The sequence below is a fragment of the Nocardioides zeae genome (assembly GCF_030818655.1).
Classification (GTDB): Bacteria; Actinomycetota; Actinomycetes; order Propionibacteriales; family Nocardioidaceae; genus Nocardioides; species Nocardioides zeae_A.
Map to the genome: position 1 here is coordinate 1,359,009 of NZ_JAUTAN010000001.1, position 18,769 is coordinate 1,377,777.

The window sequence follows — 18,769 nt, forward strand, 5'->3', positions numbered from 1 at the left end:
CCGCGGTCGCGGCTCAGGTGACCGGGTCGCCCGCCTCGCCGCGCACGCGCTCGAGCACGCGCATCGAGCCCAGCGCCTCGACCTCGACGAAGTCGCCGGAGTCGAGGGCGCGGCAGAACACGTCGTACGGCGGGCGGCCCCCGTCCGCGGGGTCCGGGAACACGTCGTGGATGACGAGGGCCGCGCCGCGGTCGAGCCAGCGCGCCCACCCCGTGTAGTCGTTGTGGGCGTGCTCCTCGGCGTGGCCGCCGTCGATGAACAGCAGCGCGAGGGGAGTGCGCCAGAACGCCGCCACCGTGGTCGAGCGGCCGATGACCGGCACCACGAGGTGCTCGAGGCCGGCGTGCTCGAGGGTGTGGCGGAACGTGGGCAGGGTGTCCATGAGGCCCGACGCGGGGTCCACGAGGGTGGCGTCGTGGTGCTCCCAGCCCGCCTGGTTCTCCTCGGAGCCCCGGTGGTGGTCGACCGTCACCACGGTGCCGCCGACCTCGCGGGCCGCGGCGCCGAGGTAGATCGCCGACTTGCCGCAGTAGGTCCCGACCTCGAGCACCGGACCGTGGGGGAGCCGCGCGCGGGCCCAGCGGTGCAGGAGGAGGCCCTCGTCGGGCGGCATGAAGCCCTTCGCGGCGAGCGCGTGGTCGAGCAGGTCGGCGGGCATCTCGGTCACGACTGGTCCTCCGCGACCTCGGCGGGGCTGTCGCCCACGGGCCGGCCGCGCCAGCCGTTCCAGTGCCAGTGCAGGTAGCGGTCGATGGCCCGCACCACGTGGGCGCTGCGGATCGACGGCAGGGTGTCGAAGGCGTGTTGGGCGCCGGGGAGCTCGGCGTACACCACCGAGCGGTCCGAGACCTCCCGCAGGCGGTCGACGAACAAGCGGGCCTGCTCCACGTCGACGAGGCTGTCGGCGGTGCCGTGGAGGACGAGGAAGTCGGGGGCGTCCGGCGTGATGCGCAGGAGGGGCGAGGCGGCCTCGAACGGCGCCGGGTCGTCGGCGAAGCGCCGGCGGAGGATGAGCGGACCGAGGAAGCGGTCCCGCATGCGGATCGCCCGGGGGAGCCCGGTCGCGCCGGCGAAGTCGTAGACCCCGTAGTGCGGCACCGCGGCCTCGACGTGGGTGTCCGCGTCCTTGAAGCCGGGCTGGAAGTCGGGGTCGCCGGGCGTGAGCGCGGCGAGGGCCGCGAGGTGGCCGCCGGCCGAGCCGCCGGTGATGGCGAGGTAGGACGGGTCGCCGCCGTAAGCGCCGATGTGCTGCCGGACCCACGCGATGGCGCGCTTGACGTCGACGATGTGCGCCGGCCACGGGTCCCGCGGCGCGAGGCGGTAGTTGATCGCGACGCAGACCCAGCCCTTGCTCGCCAAGTGCTGCATGAGGGGGACCGCCTGGGTCTCCTTGCTGCCCACGCGCCAGGCACCGCCGTGGACCTGGAGCAGCACGGGCGCCCCGCCGGGGTGCACCGGCTCGCTGGGCCGGTAGACGTCGAGCATCGTGCGGCGGCCGGCGTCGGCGTACGCGATGTCGCGCTCGACCTGGACGCCGTCGGGTCCGCGGCGGAAGACGCGCAGCGGCGTCGCGAGCTGCCGCCACGGCAGGGCGAGGTCGGCGGGGGTGGGGGCCTGGTCGAGCTGTTCGACGTAGTCGACCCCGAGGGCGTCGGTCAGGGCCGTCTCCACGCCGCCCCGGGCGCGCTGCGCCTGCGCCACCATGACCCCGAGGGCGGCGGCGTTGGCGGCCGCGAGCGCGAGGCCGGCCGCACGGCTGCGGTCGCCCGCGCGGGGCGGGTGCGTGGCGGCGTCGAGCGCCGTCAGGCCCAGGAGCTGCGGAGCGAGCTCGGTGGTGAGCCAGCCGGCGGCGAAGGCGTAGACGCCCGACCGCAGCCCGCGGGGCGGGTGGAAGGCGTTGGCGTTGAGGGCGGCGAGCGCGAGCTGGCGACGGAGGAGACCCACGGGGTGACTGTAGGCGGCGCGGCCACGCCTGGTTACTCGCGGGTCACCGGAGGGTGCTGCCCGCCGGTCGCGGACCCGGGTGCCACGATGAGTGCGTGTCCGTCCCCCCGTCCGTCCCGCTGCCCGACGTGCCGATCCCGCGCCTGCGCGACGTGATGGGCACCTTCGCGACCGGTGTCGTCGTCGTGACGGCGCTGGACGAGGGGGAGCCCGTCGGCATGACGGTGCAGTCCTTCGCGAGCCTGTCGCTGCGACCGCCGCTCGTGGTGTTCGCCCCCGCACGCACGTCGCGCACGTGGCCCCGGGTCCGCCACGCGGGCTGGTTCTGCGTCAACGTGCTGGCGGAGGACCAGGCTGACGTCGCCGCGGCGATGGCGTCGGGCGGGGACCGCTTCCGCGACCTCCGGTGGACCCCGGGCCTCGGTGGCGAGCCCCTGCTCGACGGGGCCCTGGCGCACGTGGAGGCGACGGTGCAGGCCGTCCACGACGGCGGCGACCACGACCTGGTGGTGGGCCGGGTGCGTCGCGTCGAGCGCGTCCGCGACGCCGCCCCGCTGCTCTACCACCGCAGCGCCTACGCGCGCCTCGTCGCCGAGGCCCCGACCGCCGAGCAGCCGCCGCGCCCCACCGTCGTGTAACGCGGTGTCCGGGCTACTTCACACGCGGTCGACCACCGCACAGGACGCACCAGCACCGCACCAGTGGGGGCGGAGCCGGTTCGCATGACGTCCGCACCGGGCGCGGGTCCCGCTGCGGACGTCATGCCTGTCGCTCGTCGGGGGCGCCGCGTCGCATGACGTCCGGGAGGTCAGCGTGCGGCCTCGCGCAGGACGTCATGCGCGGCGACCGCCGGGGCCCCCGGTTCGCATGACGTCCCGGGAGGGCGGGGGACGCCGCACGGAGTGGGACCCGTGGTGGTCCCGCCCCGATCAGGCAGCCGCGCGCACCGGGGCGGCGACGTCGGAGGGGTCGTCGACGGTGACGTCGATCCGCGGGCCGTCGTACCGCTCCTGGTCGAGGATGCCCTCGCGCTTCGCGACGATCGTCGGCACGAGCGCCTGGCCGGCGACGTTCGTCGCCGTGCGCATCATGTCCAGGATCGGGTCGATGGCGAGCAGCAGCGCCACGCCCTCCAGCGGGAGCCCCAGCGTGGTCAGTGTCAGCGTCAGCATGACGACGGCGCCGGTGAGGCCCGCCGTGGCCGCCGAGCCGATGACGGACACGAAGGCGATGAGCAGGTAGTCCTGGATCCCCAGGGGGATGCCGAAGATCTGGGCGACGGTGATCGCCGCGAGCGCCGGGTAGATCGCGGCGCAGCCGTCCATCTTGGTCGTGGCGCCGAACGGCACCGCGAACGACGCGTACTCCTCCGGCACCCCCAGGTTGCGCGTGGTCACCCGCTGCGTCAGCGGCATGGTGCCGACCGACGAGCGCGACACGAACGCCAGCTGGATCGCCGGCCACGCACCCGAGAAGAACTTCGCGGGGGAGAGCCCGTGGAGCCGGGCGATGACCGGGTAGACGACGAACATCACGATCGCGCAGCCGACGTAGACGTCGACGGTGAAGACGGCGAGCGGACCGAGCAGGTCCCAGCCGTACGACGCGACCGCGGCACCGATGAGACCGAGCGTGCCGAGCGGCGCGAGCTTGATGATCCACCAGAGGATCTGCTGCACCACGGCGAGGAACGACCGCATGATGCCGAGGAACGGCTCGGCCTTGTCACCGGCCTTGAGCGCCGCCGCGCCGATGGCGAGGGCGACGACCACGATCTGCAGCACGTTGAAGCTGATGCCGCTCTCCGAGGAGGAGATGCCGAGGAAGTTGGCCGGGACGAGGCCCGTCAGGAAGTCCACCCACGAGCCGGTGCCCCCGTCGTACGTCGCGCCCTGGGCGCTCACGTCGGCCGAGCGTCCGGGGTTCGTCAGCAGGCCGAGGCCCAGGCCGATGGCGACGGCGATGAGCGACGTGATCATGAACCACAGGAGCGTCTGCGCGGCCAGGCGGGCCGCGTTCGCCACCTGCCGCAGGTTGGCGATGCTCACGACGATCGCGGCGAACACGAGCGGCGGCACCACGGCCTTGAGCAGCCCGACGAACACGTCGCCGATCGTCTGCAGCGTCGTCGTCAACCAGCTGACGTCGCCGAGGCGCGCCACGAGGCCGAGCGCGACGCCCAGCACGAGCGCCAGGACGATCTGCGCCCAGAACGGCACGCGCAGGAACGCCGGGCGGCGCCGACCGCCGGACGCGCGTCCGGCGTCGGGACCGGAGTCCGGGCCGGGGGAGGCTGCGGAGGGAGCGTGGGACACGGAGGACCGCCTTTCCGAGAGCCCGCGGACCTCACGGGCACGAAGGGTCACAACGGGCCCCCGCGCACCGCTATTCCGCGCAGGCCGCTCCCGCGCCGGCGGTCCGGGTGGCGTCGGTCACCAGCCCCGCTCGCGCCACGTGCCGAGGGAGGGGCGCTCGTCGCCGAGGGTCGAGTCGTCGCCGTGGCCCGGGTAGAAGGTGGTCGCGTCCGGCAGCGTCCCGAAGATCTTGGTCTCGACCTCGCCGAGGAGCTGCCGGAAGGCCGCGTCGTCGCCGAACGTGCCGCCGACGCCCCCGGGGAAGAGGGAGTCGCCGGTCCAGAGGTGCGGAGCGCCCGAGCCGTCGTCGTACACGAGCGCGACCGAGCCGGGGGTGTGCCCCGCGAGCGCGATGACGCCGAGGGTGACCTCGCCGAAGGAGACGGTGTCCCCGTGCTCGAGGCGCCGGTCGACGGCCACACCGGTCTGCTCGGTGATCGCGTCGGCGTCGGGCGCGCCGGCGTACGTCGTCGCTCCCGTCGCCTCCACCACGGCGGCCAGCGCGCGGTGGTGGTCCCAGTGCTGGTGGGTCGTCACCACGCCCGCGAGCCCCGCGTCCCCGACAAGGGGCACGACCCGCTCGGGCTCGGCGGCCGCGTCCACCAGGAGCTGCGCGCCGGTGGCGGTGCAGCGCAGCAGGTAGACGTTGTTGGACATCGTGTCGTCCACCGCCAGCTTCGTGATGGTGAGGCCCGGCAGCTCGCGCACCTGCGGCGGGCCACCCGGCGTGACACGGCCCGTGTAGTCATCGGTCATGGGCCGATCGTAGGAGCGGTTGGGGCGGGGTGACATCGTGGTGCCGCGCGTCGGCTTGCGGTTCGACGCCCGATGTCGAAAACTTGTTCGACGCGACGCGGCCCGCTCGGGGCCGCGGTCCCCTCCGACACGCGAAGGACCACCGTGGCCGACCAGCTGATCATCCGAGGTGCCCGCGAGCACAACCTGAAGGACGTCTCGGTCGACCTGCCGCGCGACAGCCTCATCGTCTTCACCGGTCTGTCCGGGTCGGGCAAGTCGAGCCTCGCCTTCGACACCATCTTCGCGGAGGGCCAGCGTCGCTACGTCGAGTCGCTCTCGGCCTACGCCCGCCAGTTCCTGGGCCAGATGGACAAGCCCGACGTCGACTTCATCGAGGGCCTGTCGCCGGCGGTGTCGATCGACCAGAAGTCCACCTCGAAGAACCCGCGCTCGACCGTCGGCACCATCACGGAGGTCTACGACTACCTCCGCCTGCTCTACGCCCGGGCCGGCACGCCGCACTGCCCCGTCTGCGGCGAGACGATCGCCCGCCAGACCCCCCAGCAGATCGTCGACCGCGTGCTCGGCCTCGAGGAGGGCCGCCGGTTCCAGGTGCTCGCTCCGGTCGTGCGCGGCCGCAAGGGGGAGTACCTCGAGCTCTACCGCTCCCTGCAGACCCAGGGCTTCTCCCGCGCCCGCACCAACGGGGAGACGCACGCCCTCGACGAGCCGCCGAAGCTCGACAAGCAGAAGAAGCACACGATCGAGGTCGTGGTGGACCGGCTCGCGGTGAAGCCGTCGTCCAAGCAGCGCCTCACCGACTCGGTGGAGACGGCCCTCGGCCTCGCCAACGGCCTCGTGGTGCTCGACTTCGTCGACCTCCCCGACGACGACCCCGGTCGCGAGATGCGCTTCTCCGAGAAGCTCGCGTGCCCCAACGACCACCCGCTCGAGGTCGACGAGCTCGAGCCCCGCTCGTTCTCCTTCAACGCCCCGTACGGCGCGTGCCCGGACTGCTCCGGCCTCGGCGTCCGCATGGAGGTCGACGCCGAGCTCGTCGTGCCCGACCCCACCGCGACCCTGGGCGAGGGCGCGCTGGCGCCCTGGACCGGCGCCCACGTGGCCGACTACTTCCTGCGGCTGCTCGCCGCCCTCGGCGACGAGATGGGCTTCGACCTCAACACGCCGTGGGACGAGCTCCCCGAGCGCGTCCGCAAGGTCGTGCTCGACGGCCACGCCAAGAAGGTGCACGTGCGGCACCGCAACCGCTACGGGCGGGAGCGGTCCTACCACGCCGACTTCGAGGGCGTCCGGGCCTACGTCGAGCGGCGCCACCGCGAGGCGGAGACGGACACGAGCCGCGACCGGTTCGAGGGCTTCATGCGCGAGGTGCCGTGCCCCACGTGCCGCGGCGCCCGTCTGCGCCCCGTCGTGCTGAGCGTGACCGTCGGCGGCCGCAACATCGCCGAGGTCTGCCGGATGCCGCTCAACGAGGCGTCGGCGTTCCTCGACGGGCTGCAGCTGAGCGAGCGCCAGCGCCAGATCGCGGCCAACGTGCTCAAGGAGATCCAGGAGCGGCTGCGCTTCCTGCTCGACGTGGGTCTCGACTACCTGACGCTCGACCGCTCCTCGGGCTCGCTGTCCGGCGGCGAGGCCCAGCGCATCCGGCTCGCCACGCAGATCGGTGCGGGCCTCGTCGGTGTGCTCTACGTGCTGGACGAGCCCTCGATCGGCCTCCACCAGCGCGACAACCAGCGCCTCATCGAGACGCTGCTGCGGCTCAAGAGCCTCGGCAACACCCTCATCGTCGTCGAGCACGACGAGGACACCATCCGGGTCGCGGACTGGGTCGTCGACGTCGGTCCCGGCGCCGGCGAGCACGGCGGCCAGATCGTGCACTCCGGCAGCGTGCAGGGGCTCTACGAGCACCCGGACTCGATCACGGGGCAGTACCTGTCGGGCCGCCGCGAGATCCCCGTGCCGGCCGTGCGCCGACCGCGCACCACCGGCCGCGAGCTGACGGTCGTCGACGCGCGCGAGAACAACCTCCAGGGCGTCGACGTGACGTTCCCGCTGGGCCTGTTCCTCGCCGTCACCGGCGTCTCGGGCTCCGGCAAGTCGACGCTCGTCAACGACATCCTCTACGCGTCGCTGGCCAAGCACATCTACAACGCGAAGGCCGTCCCGGGACGGCACCGCAAGATCACCGGCCTCGAGCACGTCGACAAGGTGATCCACGTCGACCAGTCGCCGATCGGGCGTACGCCGCGGTCGAACCCCGCGACGTACACGGGGGTCTTCGACCACGTCCGCAAGCTCTTCGCGGCGACGCCCGAGGCGAAGGTGCGCGGCTACATGCCGGGGCGGTTCTCGTTCAACGTCAAGGGCGGCCGCTGCGAGGCCTGCGCGGGCGACGGCACGTTGAAGATCGAGATGAACTTCCTGCCGGACGTCTACGTGCCGTGCGAGGTCTGCCACGGTGCGCGCTACAACCGCGAGACGCTCGAGGTGCACTACAAGGGCAAGACCATCGCCGAGGTGCTCGACATGCCGATCGAGGAGGCCGTCGACTTCTTCGCCGCGGTCCCCGTGATCAACCGCCACCTCAAGACCCTCCTCGAGGTGGGGCTGGGCTACGTGCGGCTCGGCCAGCCGGGCACCACCCTGTCCGGTGGTGAGGCCCAGCGCGTCAAGCTGGCGACCGAGCTGCAGCGTCGCTCGACGGGCCGCACGCTCTACGTGCTGGACGAGCCCACGACGGGCCTCCACTTCGAGGACATCTCGCGGCTGCTGGTCGTGCTCGGCCGCCTGGTCGACCAGGGCAACTCGGTGCTCGTCATCGAGCACAACCTCGACGTCATCAAGACGGCCGACCACATCATCGACATGGGTCCCGAGGGCGGCTCGCGCGGCGGGTACGTCGTGGCCGAGGGCACGCCCGAGGAGGTCGCCGCAGTGGAGGCGAGCCACACCGGGCGCTTCCTCGCCCCCCTCCTCGAGGGGCGCGCCGCGAGCGCCAGCGCGCCGCGGCCGGCCGAGGAGGCGCCGCTCGGCAGGGGCGGGGGCAAGGTCGCCGCCGCGACGAAGGCCCCCGCGACGAAGGCCCCCGCGAAGAAGACGGTGGCGAAGAAGGCGGCGGCCAAGAAGACCGCCACCAAGAAGGCGGCCGCGGCGAAGGCGACCACCGCCGGGCGCGGCCGATGACCGCGGCGGGCCGGGGGATCGACCGGCGCGGGCTGGTCCGCGCCGGGGCGGGTGTCGCGGGCGCCGCCGTGGTCGCCCCGGCCGTGGCCGCCTGCGGGGGCGAGGAGGTCTCGGCACCGTCGGGCTCCCCGGGCGACGTGCTGGTCGCGACGGGCGAGGTCCCGGTGGGCGGCGGCGTGATCCTCGACGACCAGGGCGTCGTGGTGACGCAGCCGACCGCGGGCGAGTTCAAGGCGTTCTCCTCGACGTGCACCCACCGGAGCTGCCAGGTGACCCGGGTGGAGGAGGGGTCGATCGTCTGCCTCTGCCACAACAGCCTCTTCTCCGTGGCCGACGGCTCCGTGCAGGAGGGTCCCGCCGACGAGCCCCTGCCGGCCGTGGCCGTCGACGTCGCGGGCGACGACGTCGTCCTCGCGTGAGGCGCTCCGCGACCTCCGTCACGCCTCGCGCCGCGGCGTACCGGGGCGTCCAGGACCGTCGGCGGGGCGACGTAGGGTCGATCCGTGGCTGATCCGACGACCTACCGCCCGCGCCCGGGGGAGATCCCGACGCAGCCGGGGGTCTACCGCTTCCGCGACGCGCGCCAGCGGGTGATCTACGTCGGCAAGGCGAAGAACCTGCGGGCGCGCCTGTCGTCCTACTTCCAGGACGTCGCGGGCCTCCACCCGCGCACGGCGACGATGGTCACCACGGCCGCGAGCGTGGAGTGGACGACGGTCGGCACCGAGGTCGAGGCGCTCCAGCTGGAGTACTCCTGGATCAAGGAGTTCGACCCGCGCTTCAACGTGAAGTACCGGGACGACAAGTCCTACCCGTGGCTCGCCGTGACGGTCTCCGACGAGTTCCCGCGCGTCATGGTCGGCCGCGGCGCCAAGCGCAAGGGCACGCGCTACTTCGGGCCCTACAGCCACGCGTGGGCGATCCGCGACACCGTCGACACGCTCCTCCGCGTCTTCCCCATGCGGTCCTGCAGCAACGGTGTGTTCAAGCGGTCCCAGCAGGTCGGGCGACCCTGCCTGCTCGGCTACATCGACAAGTGCGCCGCGCCCTGCGTGGGCTCGGTGAGCGCCGAGGAGCACCGCGCGATCGTCGACGACTTCTGCGCGTTCATGGGCGGCCAGACGGCGGCGTTCGTCAAGCGCATCGAGAAGGAGATGTACGCCGCGAGCGAGGCCATGGAGTTCGAGCGCGCCGCGCGGCTGCGCGACGACCTCGGGGCGCTGCAACGGGCGCTGGAGAAGCAGGCGGTCGTGTTCGGCGACGGCACCGACGCCGACGTGGTCGCGCTCGCGGAGGACCCGCTCGAGGTCGGCGTGCAGATCTTCCACGTGCGCGGCGGCCGCATCCGCGGCCAGCGCGGCTGGGTCGCCGACCGGTCGGACGACGGCGGCGTGCCCGAGCTGGTCGAGGGCTTCCTCCTGCAGCTGTACGCCGGGGAGGCGGGCCATCCCGACGCCATCCCGCGCGAGGTGCTCGTGCCGGCGCTGCCGCCCGACGTCGAGACCGTCGAGGCGCTGCTCTCCGAGCTGCGCGGGAGCCGCGTGCGCATCAAGGTGCCCCAGCGGGGTGACAAGAGGACGCTGCAGGAGACGGTCGCCCGCAACGCGGAGCAGGCGCTGGCGCTGCACCGCACGAAGCGGGCGAGCGACCTGACGACCCGCAACCGGGCGCTGGAGGAGATCCAGGAAGCGCTCGAGCTGTCCGAGGTCCCGCTGCGGATCGAGTGCTACGACGTGTCCAACCTCCAGGGCACCGAGGTGGTGGCCTCGATGGTCGTCTTCGAGGACGGCCTGGCCCGCAAGGGGGAGTACCGGCGGTTCGTCATCAAGGACGTCGAGGGCCAGAACGACGTGGCGTCGATGCACGAGGTCATCGCGCGACGGTTCCGACGGCTGCTCGACGAGCAGGCGCGCAGCGAGCTGCGTCCCGGGGACGACGAGTCGGGGCCGATGCTCGTCGACCCCGACACGGGTCGTCCACGCAAGTTCGCCTACACGCCCGGTCTCGTCGTGGTCGACGGCGGGCCCCCGCAGGTCGCGGCCGCGCAGCGCGCGCTCGACGAGCTCGGCATCGACGACATCCCCATCTGCGGCCTCGCGAAGCGGTTGGAGGAGGTCTGGGTGCCGGGGGAGGAGGACCCGGTCATCCTCCCGCGCACGTCGGAGGGCCTCTACCTCCTGCAGCGGATCCGCGACGAGGCCCACCGGTTCGCCATCAACCACCACCGGTCGCGGCGGTCGAAGTCGATGGTCGAGAGCGTGCTCGACGACGTCCCCGGCCTCGGCGAGGTGCGCCGCAAGGGCCTGCTGAAGCACTTCGGCTCCCTGAAGAAGCTGCGCGCCGCGGAGGTCGCCGACATCGCCCAGGTGCCGGGCATCGGTCCCGCGACGGCGGCGGCGATCAAGGACGCGCTGGCGAAGGACGATGCGGAACGCCGCAGCCGCGGACAGAATGTGCGGGTCAACACCGCGACCGGCGAGATCGAGGAGGACTGAGTGTCCGCTCCAGCACCCGAGGCCCCTGGAGGGCCGCTCGTCATCGTCACGGGCATGACCGGCGCCGGTCGCAGCACGGCCGCGAAGGAGCTGGAGGACCTCGGCTTCTTCGTGGTCGACAACCTGCCACCGACGCTGCTGCGGGAGGTCGTGCGCCTCGTCGACGAGAGCAAGGGCTCCCAGCAGCCCATCGCCGTCGTCGTCGACGTGCGTTCGGGCTCGTTCTTCGACTCGCTCCAGGTCAACCTCGCGGAGGGCGCGACCCATCGCCAGGCCACGCTGCTGTTCCTCGAGGCGGCCGACGAGGTGCTCGTGCGCCGTCAGGAGGCGGCGCGCCGGCCCCACCCGCTCCAGGGGAGCGACCGGCTGCTCGACGGGCTGCACCGCGAGCGCGCGGTGCTCGCCAAGCTGCGGTCCGACGCCGACCTGGTGATCGACACGACGAGCCTCAACGTCCACCAGCTCACGAAGCGCATCGCGCAGGCGTTCGGCACCCCGGACACGACGCGGCTGAAGGTGCGGGTGGTGAGCTTCGGGTTCAAGTACGGCATCCCCGTCGACGCCGACTTCGTGGCCGACATGCGCTTCCTCCCCAACCCCCACTGGGTGCCCGAGCTGCGGGCGCTGACCGGGCAGGATCCCGACGTGGCGGCCTACGTGAAGGGCCGTCCGGCGGCGGAGCCGTTCCTCGAGCAGTACGTGCCGTTGCTGGAGACGGTCGCCGAGGGCTACCTCAACGAGGGCAAGCGGTTCATGACGGTCGCGGTGGGCTGCACCGGTGGCAAGCACCGGAGCGTCGCCATGACGGAGGAGATCGCGGCCCGGCTCCGCGCCGACGGCTTCGAGGTCCGCGCCACCCACCGCGACCTCGGGCGCGAGTGAGCCCGTTCGGCGACGCCCAGGCACCGATCGGCCCCCGGTCGGTCGCGCTGCCCGGCGTCTCGGTCGCGGCGCTCGGCGGCGGCCACGGCCTGTTCGCCTCGCTGGCGGCGCTGCGCCGCGTCGTCGGTGACCTGACGGCCGTGGTGACCGTGGCGGACAACGGCGGATCCTCCGGGCGCCTGCGCGGCGAGTTCGGGGTCCTGCCGCCGGGTGACCTGCGGATGGCCCTGGCCGCCCTGTGCGGGGACGACGACTGGGGCCGCACCTGGGCCGAGGTGCTGCAGCACCGGTTCGCCGGCGACGGCGAGATGCGGGGCCACGTCGTCGGCAACATGCTCATCGTCGGTCTGTGGGAGCTGATGGGTGACCACGTCCCGGCCCTCGACTGGGTCGGGCGGCTGCTGGGCGCGCAGGGCCGTGTGCTGCCGATGGCCGTGACCCCCATGGACATCACGGCGGACGTGCGGGTCGCGGAGGGGGACGGCGAGGAGCTCGTCCACGTCCGCGGCCAGGTCGAGGTCGCCAGCACGTCCGGCCGCATCGTCAACATCCAGCTCGACCCGCCCGACCCCGACGCCTGCCCGGAGGCGGTGGCGACGGTGCGCGCCGCGGACTGGGTCGTGCTCGGGCCCGGGTCCTGGTACACCTCCGTCATCCCGCACCTCATGGTCCCCGAGCTGCGACGTGCGCTCGTCGAGTCCGACGCGCGGGTGGTCGTGGTGCTCAACTTGGCGGACCAGCCGGGGGAGACGGCCGGCTACGGCCCGGAGGATCACCTCGACGCGCTGCTCGAGCACGCCCCCGACCTGCGCATCGACACCGTCGTGGCCGACGAGGGCGCGGTGGGCGACAGCGGCGGCGTACGGGCCTGGGTCGCGACCCACGGCGCGCGCCTCGTGCTGGCCGACGTCGCCGTGGGCGACGGCAGCCCCCGGCACGACCCGGCGAAGCTGGCCGGGGTCTTCGAGCGCTTGATGGGCTGATCGGGAGCGGAGCCGCGGGCTGGTACGTCGCGGCACGCCCGGGATCTCGGCGACGAAGCCTCGGCGTGTCGCGCGCCGTGGCAGGATGTCGCGCATGGCGATGACGGCACAGGTGAAGGCGGAGCTCTCCAACACGCACATCACCAAGACCTGCTGCCGCAAGGCCGAGGTGGCGACGCTCCTCCGTTTCGCCGGCGGCCTGCACATCGTGGGGGGCCGCATCGTGGTGGAGGCCGAGCTCGACACCGGCGCCGCCGCCCGTCGGCTCCGCAAGGACCTCAAGGACGTCTTCGGGCACGACTCGGACGTCGTGCTCGTCCAGGGGAGCAGCGGCATCCGGCGTGGGAGCCGCTACCTGGTGCGCATCGCGAAGGACGGCGAGGCGCTGGCCCGCCAGACGGGGCTCCTCGACGGTCGCGGTCGTCCGGTGCGCGGGCTGCCGCCGCAGGTCGTCTCCGGGGGCGCGTGCGACGCGGTCGCGGCCCTGCGCGGCGCGTTCCTCGCGCACGGCTCGCTCACGGAGCCCGGTCGCTCCTCGTCGCTGGAGGTGACCTGCCCCGGTCCGGAGGCCGCCCTGGCCCTGGTGGGGGTCGTCCGCCGGCTGGGCGTGCAGGCCAAGGCGCGCGAGGTGCGCAACTACGACCGCGTCGTGGTGCGGGACGGTGACGCGATCGGCGCCCTCCTGACGCGGCTCGGCGCCCACGAGGCGCTCATGGCCTGGGAGGAGCGCCGCATGCGCCGCGAGGTGCGGGCGACGGCCAACCGCCTGGCCAACTTCGACGACGCGAACCTGCGGCGCTCGGCGCGGGCCGCGGTCGCCGCCGGAGCCCGGGTCGAGCGGGCGCTGGAGATCCTCGGGGAGGAGGCGCCCGACCACCTCAAGACGGCGGGCCACCTCCGGCTCGAGCACAAGCAGGCGTCGCTGGAGGAGCTGGGCCAGCTGCACGAGCCGGCCCTGACCAAGGACGCGATCGCCGGGCGCATCCGCCGCCTGCTGGCGATGGCGGACAAGCGCGCGGAGGACCTCGGCATCCCCGACACGGAGGCGTCGCTCACCCCGGAGATGCTCGCCGAGGAGGTCTGAGCGGCCGCTCCGGCGACGTACCGACCGGTAGGTGTCCACCGGTCTGTGCCACCTCTCCAGGGTGTCGGCGGCGGGAGGTAGGGTCGTGCCCGGCAACCCGCCACGAGCCGGGTCATTCGCCCCGGGTCCGCACCCCTAGGAGTCGAGAAGCAGTGACTGTTCGCGTAGGTATCAACGGCTTCGGCCGCATCGGCCGCAACTTCTTCCGGGCGGTCCGCGCCTCCGGTCTGGACATCGAGATCGTCGGCGTCAACGACCTCACGGACAACGCGGTGCTGGCGCACCTGCTGAAGTACGACTCGATCCTCGGCCGCCTCGACGCCGACGTGAGCTCCACGGACTCCGCGATCGTCGTGGGCGACAAGGAGATCCACGCGTTCGCCGAGCGCAACCCCGCCGACCTCAAGTGGGGCGACATCGGCGTCGACGTCGTGGTCGAGTCCACCGGCTTCTTCACCGACGCGACCAAGGCGAAGGCCCACGTCGACGGCGGCGCGAAGAAGGTCATCATCTCGGCGCCCGCGACCAACGACGACATCACGATCGTCTACGGCGTCAACCACGAGCTCTACGACCCGTCCGCGCACACGGTCATCTCCAACGCGTCGTGCACGACGAACTGCCTCGCCCCCATGGCGAAGGCCCTCAACGAGGCCGTCGGCATCAACAAGGGCCTCATGACGACGGTCCACGCCTACACGGCCGACCAGAACCTGCAGGACAACATCCACAAGGACCTGCGTCGCGCCCGCGCCGCCGCGCTCAACATCGTCCCGACCTCGACGGGTGCGGCGAAGGCCATCGGCCTCGTGCTCCCCGAGCTCAAGGGCAAGCTGGACGGCTACGCGCTGCGTGTGCCGACCCCGACCGGCTCGCTCACCGACCTGTCCTTCGAGGCCTCGCGCGAGACCAGCGTCGAGGAGGTCAACGAGGCGGTCAAGGCCGCCGCGGACGGCAAGGTGCTGAAGTACTCCACCGACCCGATCGTGTCCTCCGACATCGTCACCGACTCGGCGTCCTGCATCTTCGACGCCCCGCTGACGAAGGTCATCGGCAACCAGGTGAAGGTCGCGGGCTGGTACGACAACGAGTGGGGCTACTCGAACCGCCTCGCCGACCTGATCGCGTACGTCGGCAAGACCCTCTGACGTGGGGTCCTACCCCGGTCTCGGCGAGGTCGCCGGCAAGCGGGTGCTGGTCCGCTCGGACCTGAACGTCCCGCTCGACGGCACGACGATCACCGACGACGGCCGCATCCGGGCCAGCGTGCCGACCATCAAGGCGCTCGCCGACGCGGGCGCCCGGGTGGTCGTCACGGCCCACCTCGGTCGTCCGAAGGGCACGCCCGACGCGGCGTACTCCCTGGGCCCCGTGGCCGCTCGCCTCGGCGAGCTGCTGGGCGCGCCGGTCGCGTTCGCGACCGACACCGTGGGCGACAGCGCCCGCGAGACGGTCGCGGGCCTGGCCGACGGCCAGGTCGCCGTGCTCGAGAACGTCCGCTTCAACGCGGGCGAGACGAGCAAGGACGACGCGGAGCGCGGCGCGTTCGCGGACGAGCTCGCCGCGCTGGCGGACGCCTTCGTGTCCGACGGCTTCGGCGTGGTCCACCGCAAGCAGGCGAGCGTGTACGACGTGGCCCAGCGCCTGCCGCACACGATGGGTGCGCTGGTCAGCGCGGAGATCGAGGTGCTCAAGCGCCTCACCGAGACCCCCGAGCGGCCCTACGTGGTCGTGCTCGGTGGCTCGAAGGTCTCCGACAAGCTCGGCGTCATCGACAACCTGCTCGGCAAGGCCGACAAGCTGCTCATCGGCGGCGGCATGGTCTTCACCTTCCTCAAGGCCCAGGGCCACGAGGTCGGGCGGAGCCTGCTCGAGGACGACCAGGTGCCGGTGTGCATCGAGTACCTGCGTCGCGCCGAGGAGTCGGGCGTGGAGATCGTGCTGCCCAGCGACATCGTCGTGGACACGGAGTTCCCGTCGGGCGACACCGAGCCGCAGCCGATCGTCGTGCCGGCGTCGAACATCCCGGCGAGCAGCCTGGGCCTCGACATCGGGCCCGACTCGGCGGCTGCGTTCGCCGAGGCGCTCGCGGGCGCGCGCACCGTGTTCTGGAACGGCCCCATGGGCGTCTTCGAGGTGCCGGCCTTCGCCGGTGGCACGCGGGCGGTCGCCGAGGCGCTCACCCGGATCGACGGCCTGTCGGTCGTCGGCGGCGGCGACTCGGCCGCGGCCGTGCGGACGCTCGGGTTCGAGGAGTCGGCCTTCGGCCACATCTCGACCGGCGGCGGCGCGAGCCTGGAGTACCTCGAGGGCAAGGAGCTCCCGGGCGTGAAGGTGCTGGAGGACTGATGGCGGGCACGACGACGAGCGGCCGCACGCCGCTCATGGCGGGCAACTGGAAGATGAACCTCAACCACCTCGAAGCGGTGGCGCTGGTCCAGAAGCTCGCGTGGACGCTGTCCGACAAGAAGCACGACCACGACGCCGTCGAGGTCGTGGTGGTCCCGCCGTTCACCGACCTGCGCTCCGTGCAGACCCTGGTCGACGGCGACCGCCTCAAGCTGAAGTACGGCGCGCAGGACGTGTCCGTGCACGAGTCGGGCGCCTACACGGGCGAGATCTCGGCGGCGATGCTCGCCAAGCTCGGTGTCTCCTACGTGGTCGTCGGCCACTCGGAGCGCCGTGAGTACCACGGTGAGAGCGACGCGGTGGTCAACGCCAAGGCGCGGGCCGCGCTCGGTGCCGAGATGACGCCGATCGTGTGCGTGGGCGAGGGCCTCGAGGTCCGCAAGGCCGGCGAGCACGTGGCCTACACGGTCGCGCAGGTCGACGGCTCGCTCGCCGGATTCAGCGCCGAGGAGGTCGCCGGGCTGGTCATCGCCTACGAGCCGGTCTGGGCGATCGGCACTGGTGAGGTCGCCACGCCCGAGGACGCGCAGGAGGTGTGCGCGGCCATCCGTGCCCGCATCCGGGAGGTCCACGGCGACGCCGCGGCCGACGGGGTGCGGGTGCTCTACGGCGGCTCGGTCAAGGCGGCGAACGTCGCCGGCATCATGGTCAAGGAGGACGTCGACGGCGCGCTCGTCGGCGGTGCCAGCCTCCAGGCCGACGAGTTCGGCGGCATCTGCCGGTTCTACGACATGCCGCTGCTCTGATCCATCGCACCATCGCCGTGGGCGGGCGGGTCCTCGCCCGCCCACGGTTCCACCCGTGACGTAAGGTTTCCCTCCGTGACTGTCCTCTTCACCGCCGTGCTCATGATCACGAGCTTCCTGATGATCGTCCTGGTGCTCCTGCACAAGGGACGGGGTGGTGGCCTCTCCGACATGTTCGGTGGTGGCGTCTCGACCAGCCTGGGCGGCTCGTCGGTCGCGGAGCGCAACCTCGACCGCTACACCATCGGCATCGGCATCATCTGGTTCGCGAGCGTCATCGCGCTCGGGCTCCTGCTCGCCTACGCCTGATCCACGCCCTCCTGGCGCGACCCACCGGTAGAGAAGAGGAAGCAGCATGGCGGGCAGAGGTGGCAGCGCGATCCGCGGCACGCGGATCGGATCCGGTCCCATGGGGGAGGACGCGCGCGGCGAGGCGGCCCCTCGCCAGACCGTGACGTACTTCTGCGGGCGTGACCACCGCTCGGTGATGACGTTCTCGATCGAGGCCCAGGCTCCCGAGTCGTGGGACTGCCCCAAGTGCGGCCTCCCGGCCAGCCTCGACTCCGACAACCCGCCGGCGGTCCCCAAGAACGAGCCCTACAAGACGCACCTGGCCTACGTGAAGGAGCGCCGCTCCGACGCCGAGGCCGAGGTGCTGCTCGACGAGGCCCTCAAGCAGCTCCGCACCCGCCGTGCCTCCGGCGACCTCGTCTTCTGACCTGCGTCGAGTTGGGTTGTACGGCGCGGCGTGCGCGTCGAGTTGGGTCGTACGGCGCGGCGTGCGCGTCGAGTTGGGTCGTACGGCGCGGGCTGAGCTTCAAGCGGCTGTACCGAGGCGGCGTCGTCCTCGCTCCAGACCGGACCGGATGATCGCCTCGATGTCGCGGGTCGGCCCGTACACGTTCGAGGCGGTCACCACGTCGATGTCGTAGCGGTGGACGCGGGTGATGTGGTCCCGTCGTTCGTCGTCATGGGCCCTGTCGCTGCCGGAGCTGTGCCACTCCGCGCCGTCGTACTCCACCGCGAACCGCAGGGCCTTGCTCCCGAGGTCGAGGAATGCTGGACGCCCCCGCGGCCCGGTCACCTCGATCTGGAGGTCGGGGAGCGTGCCGGTCGTCTCGTACCAGGCGAGCTTCACCGCGGACTCTGGCGGCGACGCGCTGAGCCGACTCGACAAGGGGGCGACGTAGCGCAAGGTCCTGACCCACCGCTCACCGGCGAAGCGTCCCACCTCGGCCAGCAGCTCGTCCCGGTCGACATCAGCACGAAGCATCGCGTCCACACCACTGAGCGCGACGACGGCCGACCGCTGTCGTCCGAGATCCAGCGCAGTCCGGAGCTTCGTGGTCACCAGGAGGCCGTCGACCTCGGTGACGTCGCGGGCCAGCATCGCGCGTTGTCCGCTGTCGATCTGGGGGCCTGACAGGCGGTACGAACCGGGGAACCGGAAGACTCGGATGGGGTGCGCGCCCAGGTGCTCTCCTGGCGCCAGGACCATGTCAGCGCCGTGGAGCCACCCCGCGTGCCGATCGCAGATGACCGCGTCGTCCGGCACGACGAGTCTGAGGCTCGCAATGCGCGCCGCGGTGTCGTCGGGCACCTGAGCCGCGACGTACACCCCCCGCAGGGGCCGACGCAGGTGGCCGGACGCCACGAGCGCGCTCAGCCAGCGCAGTGGAAACCCCTCCGCGACGGCGTCGTGTCGGTGGAAAGGGCGATCGAGAGGCAGCGGGAAGGAGTCATCGAGGACCGGCAGACCCTGGAACTTGGCGAGCGTCATGACCAGTGAGTGTGCGTGTTGAGGGCGGCTCGTGCACCCGCCTACGACTCGCTTGTGGATAACCCTCGACCCAACTCGACGTCCACGCCTCGCCGTACGACCCAACTCGACGCCCACGCCGCGCCGTACAACCCAACTCGACGCCCACGC

At 72.4% G+C, this 18,769-nt stretch carries 17 protein-coding genes; 12 read left to right on the top strand and 5 right to left on the bottom strand.

The features are described 5' to 3' along the window. Positions 1 to 13: 13 nt before the first annotated feature. Both QE405_RS06490 and QE405_RS06495 read right to left on the bottom strand, forming a co-directional pair. Positions 14 to 658, bottom strand: coding sequence for a class I SAM-dependent methyltransferase (locus QE405_RS06490; protein WP_307205617.1), 645 nt, complete (start codon positions 656 to 658; stop codon positions 14 to 16). Positions 659 to 663: 5 nt separating this feature from the next. After that, entirely contained in the window at positions 664 to 1,944 is a 1,281-nt protein-coding gene (locus QE405_RS06495) for an alpha/beta hydrolase (RefSeq protein ID WP_307199391.1), read from the bottom strand. Positions 1,945 to 2,039: 95 nt separating this feature from the next. On the opposite strand from QE405_RS06495, the gene QE405_RS06500 reads away from it, so the two are divergent. Then, complete coding sequence (locus QE405_RS06500; protein ID WP_307199392.1) at positions 2,040 to 2,582, top strand: flavin reductase family protein; 543 nt, start codon at positions 2,040 to 2,042, stop codon at positions 2,580 to 2,582. A gap of 291 nt (positions 2,583 to 2,873) precedes the next feature. On the opposite strand, the gene QE405_RS06505 is transcribed toward QE405_RS06500, so the two are convergent. Both QE405_RS06505 and QE405_RS06510 read right to left on the bottom strand, forming a co-directional pair. Continuing rightward, positions 2,874 to 4,259: a dicarboxylate/amino acid:cation symporter gene (locus tag QE405_RS06505; protein WP_307199393.1), complete on the bottom strand. Its 1,386-nt coding sequence runs from the start codon at positions 4,257 to 4,259 to the stop codon at positions 2,874 to 2,876. A 117-nt stretch (positions 4,260 to 4,376) separates the two neighbouring features. Beyond that, positions 4,377 to 5,054 carry an MBL fold metallo-hydrolase gene (locus QE405_RS06510; RefSeq protein WP_307199394.1) on the bottom strand — a complete coding sequence of 226 codons (678 nt, stop codon included), beginning with the start codon at positions 5,052 to 5,054 and terminating at the stop codon, positions 4,377 to 4,379. A gap of 144 nt (positions 5,055 to 5,198) precedes the next feature. Here QE405_RS06510 and uvrA point away from each other — a divergent pair, with 144 nt between their 5' ends. The 11 genes from uvrA to QE405_RS06565 all read left to right on the top strand — a co-directional run bounded on the left by uvrA (position 5,199) and on the right by QE405_RS06565 (position 17,557). Continuing rightward, positions 5,199 to 8,240 carry an excinuclease ABC subunit UvrA gene (gene uvrA, locus QE405_RS06515; RefSeq protein ID WP_307199395.1) on the top strand — a complete coding sequence of 1,014 codons (3,042 nt, stop codon included), beginning with the start codon at positions 5,199 to 5,201 and terminating at the stop codon, positions 8,238 to 8,240. Further along, complete coding sequence (locus QE405_RS06520; protein WP_307199396.1) at positions 8,237 to 8,659, top strand: Rieske (2Fe-2S) protein; 423 nt, start codon at positions 8,237 to 8,239, stop codon at positions 8,657 to 8,659. The genes uvrA and QE405_RS06520 overlap by 4 nt, the downstream gene beginning before the upstream one ends. Positions 8,660 to 8,743: 84 nt before the next feature. Then, positions 8,744 to 10,735: an excinuclease ABC subunit UvrC gene (gene uvrC / locus QE405_RS06525; RefSeq protein WP_307199397.1), complete on the top strand. Its 1,992-nt coding sequence runs from the start codon at positions 8,744 to 8,746 to the stop codon at positions 10,733 to 10,735. Further along, on the top strand, positions 10,736 to 11,617 hold the full coding sequence (gene rapZ / locus QE405_RS06530) for an RNase adapter RapZ (RefSeq protein ID WP_307199398.1): 882 nt from the start codon (positions 10,736 to 10,738) through the stop codon (positions 11,615 to 11,617). A gap of 26 nt (positions 11,618 to 11,643) precedes the next feature. Next, entirely contained in the window at positions 11,644 to 12,600 is a 957-nt protein-coding gene (locus QE405_RS06535; protein WP_307205622.1) for a gluconeogenesis factor YvcK family protein, read from the top strand. A 94-nt stretch (positions 12,601 to 12,694) separates the two neighbouring features. After that, positions 12,695 to 13,684, top strand: a complete 990-nt coding sequence (gene whiA, locus QE405_RS06540; protein WP_163771874.1) for a DNA-binding protein WhiA — start codon at positions 12,695 to 12,697, stop codon at positions 13,682 to 13,684. 152 nt (positions 13,685 to 13,836) lie between these two features. After that, positions 13,837 to 14,832, top strand: a complete 996-nt coding sequence (gap, locus tag QE405_RS06545; RefSeq protein WP_307199399.1) for a type I glyceraldehyde-3-phosphate dehydrogenase — start codon at positions 13,837 to 13,839, stop codon at positions 14,830 to 14,832. A 1-nt stretch (position 14,833) separates the two neighbouring features. After that, positions 14,834 to 16,033, top strand: a complete 1,200-nt coding sequence (locus tag QE405_RS06550) for a phosphoglycerate kinase (protein WP_307199400.1) — start codon at positions 14,834 to 14,836, stop codon at positions 16,031 to 16,033. After that, positions 16,033 to 16,839, top strand: a complete 807-nt coding sequence (tpiA, locus tag QE405_RS06555; RefSeq protein WP_307199401.1) for a triose-phosphate isomerase — start codon at positions 16,033 to 16,035, stop codon at positions 16,837 to 16,839. The genes QE405_RS06550 and tpiA overlap by 1 nt, the downstream gene beginning before the upstream one ends. A 75-nt stretch (positions 16,840 to 16,914) precedes the next feature. Next, the gene (secG, locus tag QE405_RS06560; protein ID WP_163771878.1) at positions 16,915 to 17,148 is read left to right on the top strand and encodes a preprotein translocase subunit SecG; all 234 of its coding nucleotides are present in this window, start codon (positions 16,915 to 16,917) and stop codon (positions 17,146 to 17,148) included. A 46-nt stretch (positions 17,149 to 17,194) separates the two neighbouring features. After that, positions 17,195 to 17,557, top strand: coding sequence for an RNA polymerase-binding protein RbpA (locus QE405_RS06565; RefSeq protein ID WP_307199402.1), 363 nt, complete (start codon positions 17,195 to 17,197; stop codon positions 17,555 to 17,557). Positions 17,558 to 17,656: 99 nt separating this feature from the next. On the opposite strand, the gene QE405_RS06570 is transcribed toward QE405_RS06565, so the two are convergent. Beyond that, positions 17,657 to 18,736 carry a hypothetical protein gene (locus tag QE405_RS06570; RefSeq protein ID WP_307199403.1) on the bottom strand — a complete coding sequence of 360 codons (1,080 nt, stop codon included), beginning with the start codon at positions 18,734 to 18,736 and terminating at the stop codon, positions 17,657 to 17,659. Positions 18,737 to 18,769 lie beyond the last annotated feature (33 nt).

Coding starts and splice junctions, on each gene's coding strand:
- QE405_RS06490 (WP_307205617.1), bottom strand. CDS start 658: ATGCCCGCCGACCTGCTCGACCACGCGCTCGCCGCGAAGGGCTTCATG.
- QE405_RS06510 (WP_307199394.1), bottom strand. CDS start 5,054: ATGACCGATGACTACACGGGCCGTGTCACGCCGGGTGGCCCGCCGCAG.
- QE405_RS06520 (WP_307199396.1), top strand. CDS start 8,237: ATGACCGCGGCGGGCCGGGGGATCGACCGGCGCGGGCTGGTCCGCGCC.
- whiA (WP_163771874.1), top strand. CDS start 12,695: ATGGCGATGACGGCACAGGTGAAGGCGGAGCTCTCCAACACGCACATC.
- tpiA (WP_307199401.1), top strand. CDS start 16,033: ATGGCGGGCACGACGACGAGCGGCCGCACGCCGCTCATGGCGGGCAAC.
- QE405_RS06565 (WP_307199402.1), top strand. CDS start 17,195: ATGGCGGGCAGAGGTGGCAGCGCGATCCGCGGCACGCGGATCGGATCC.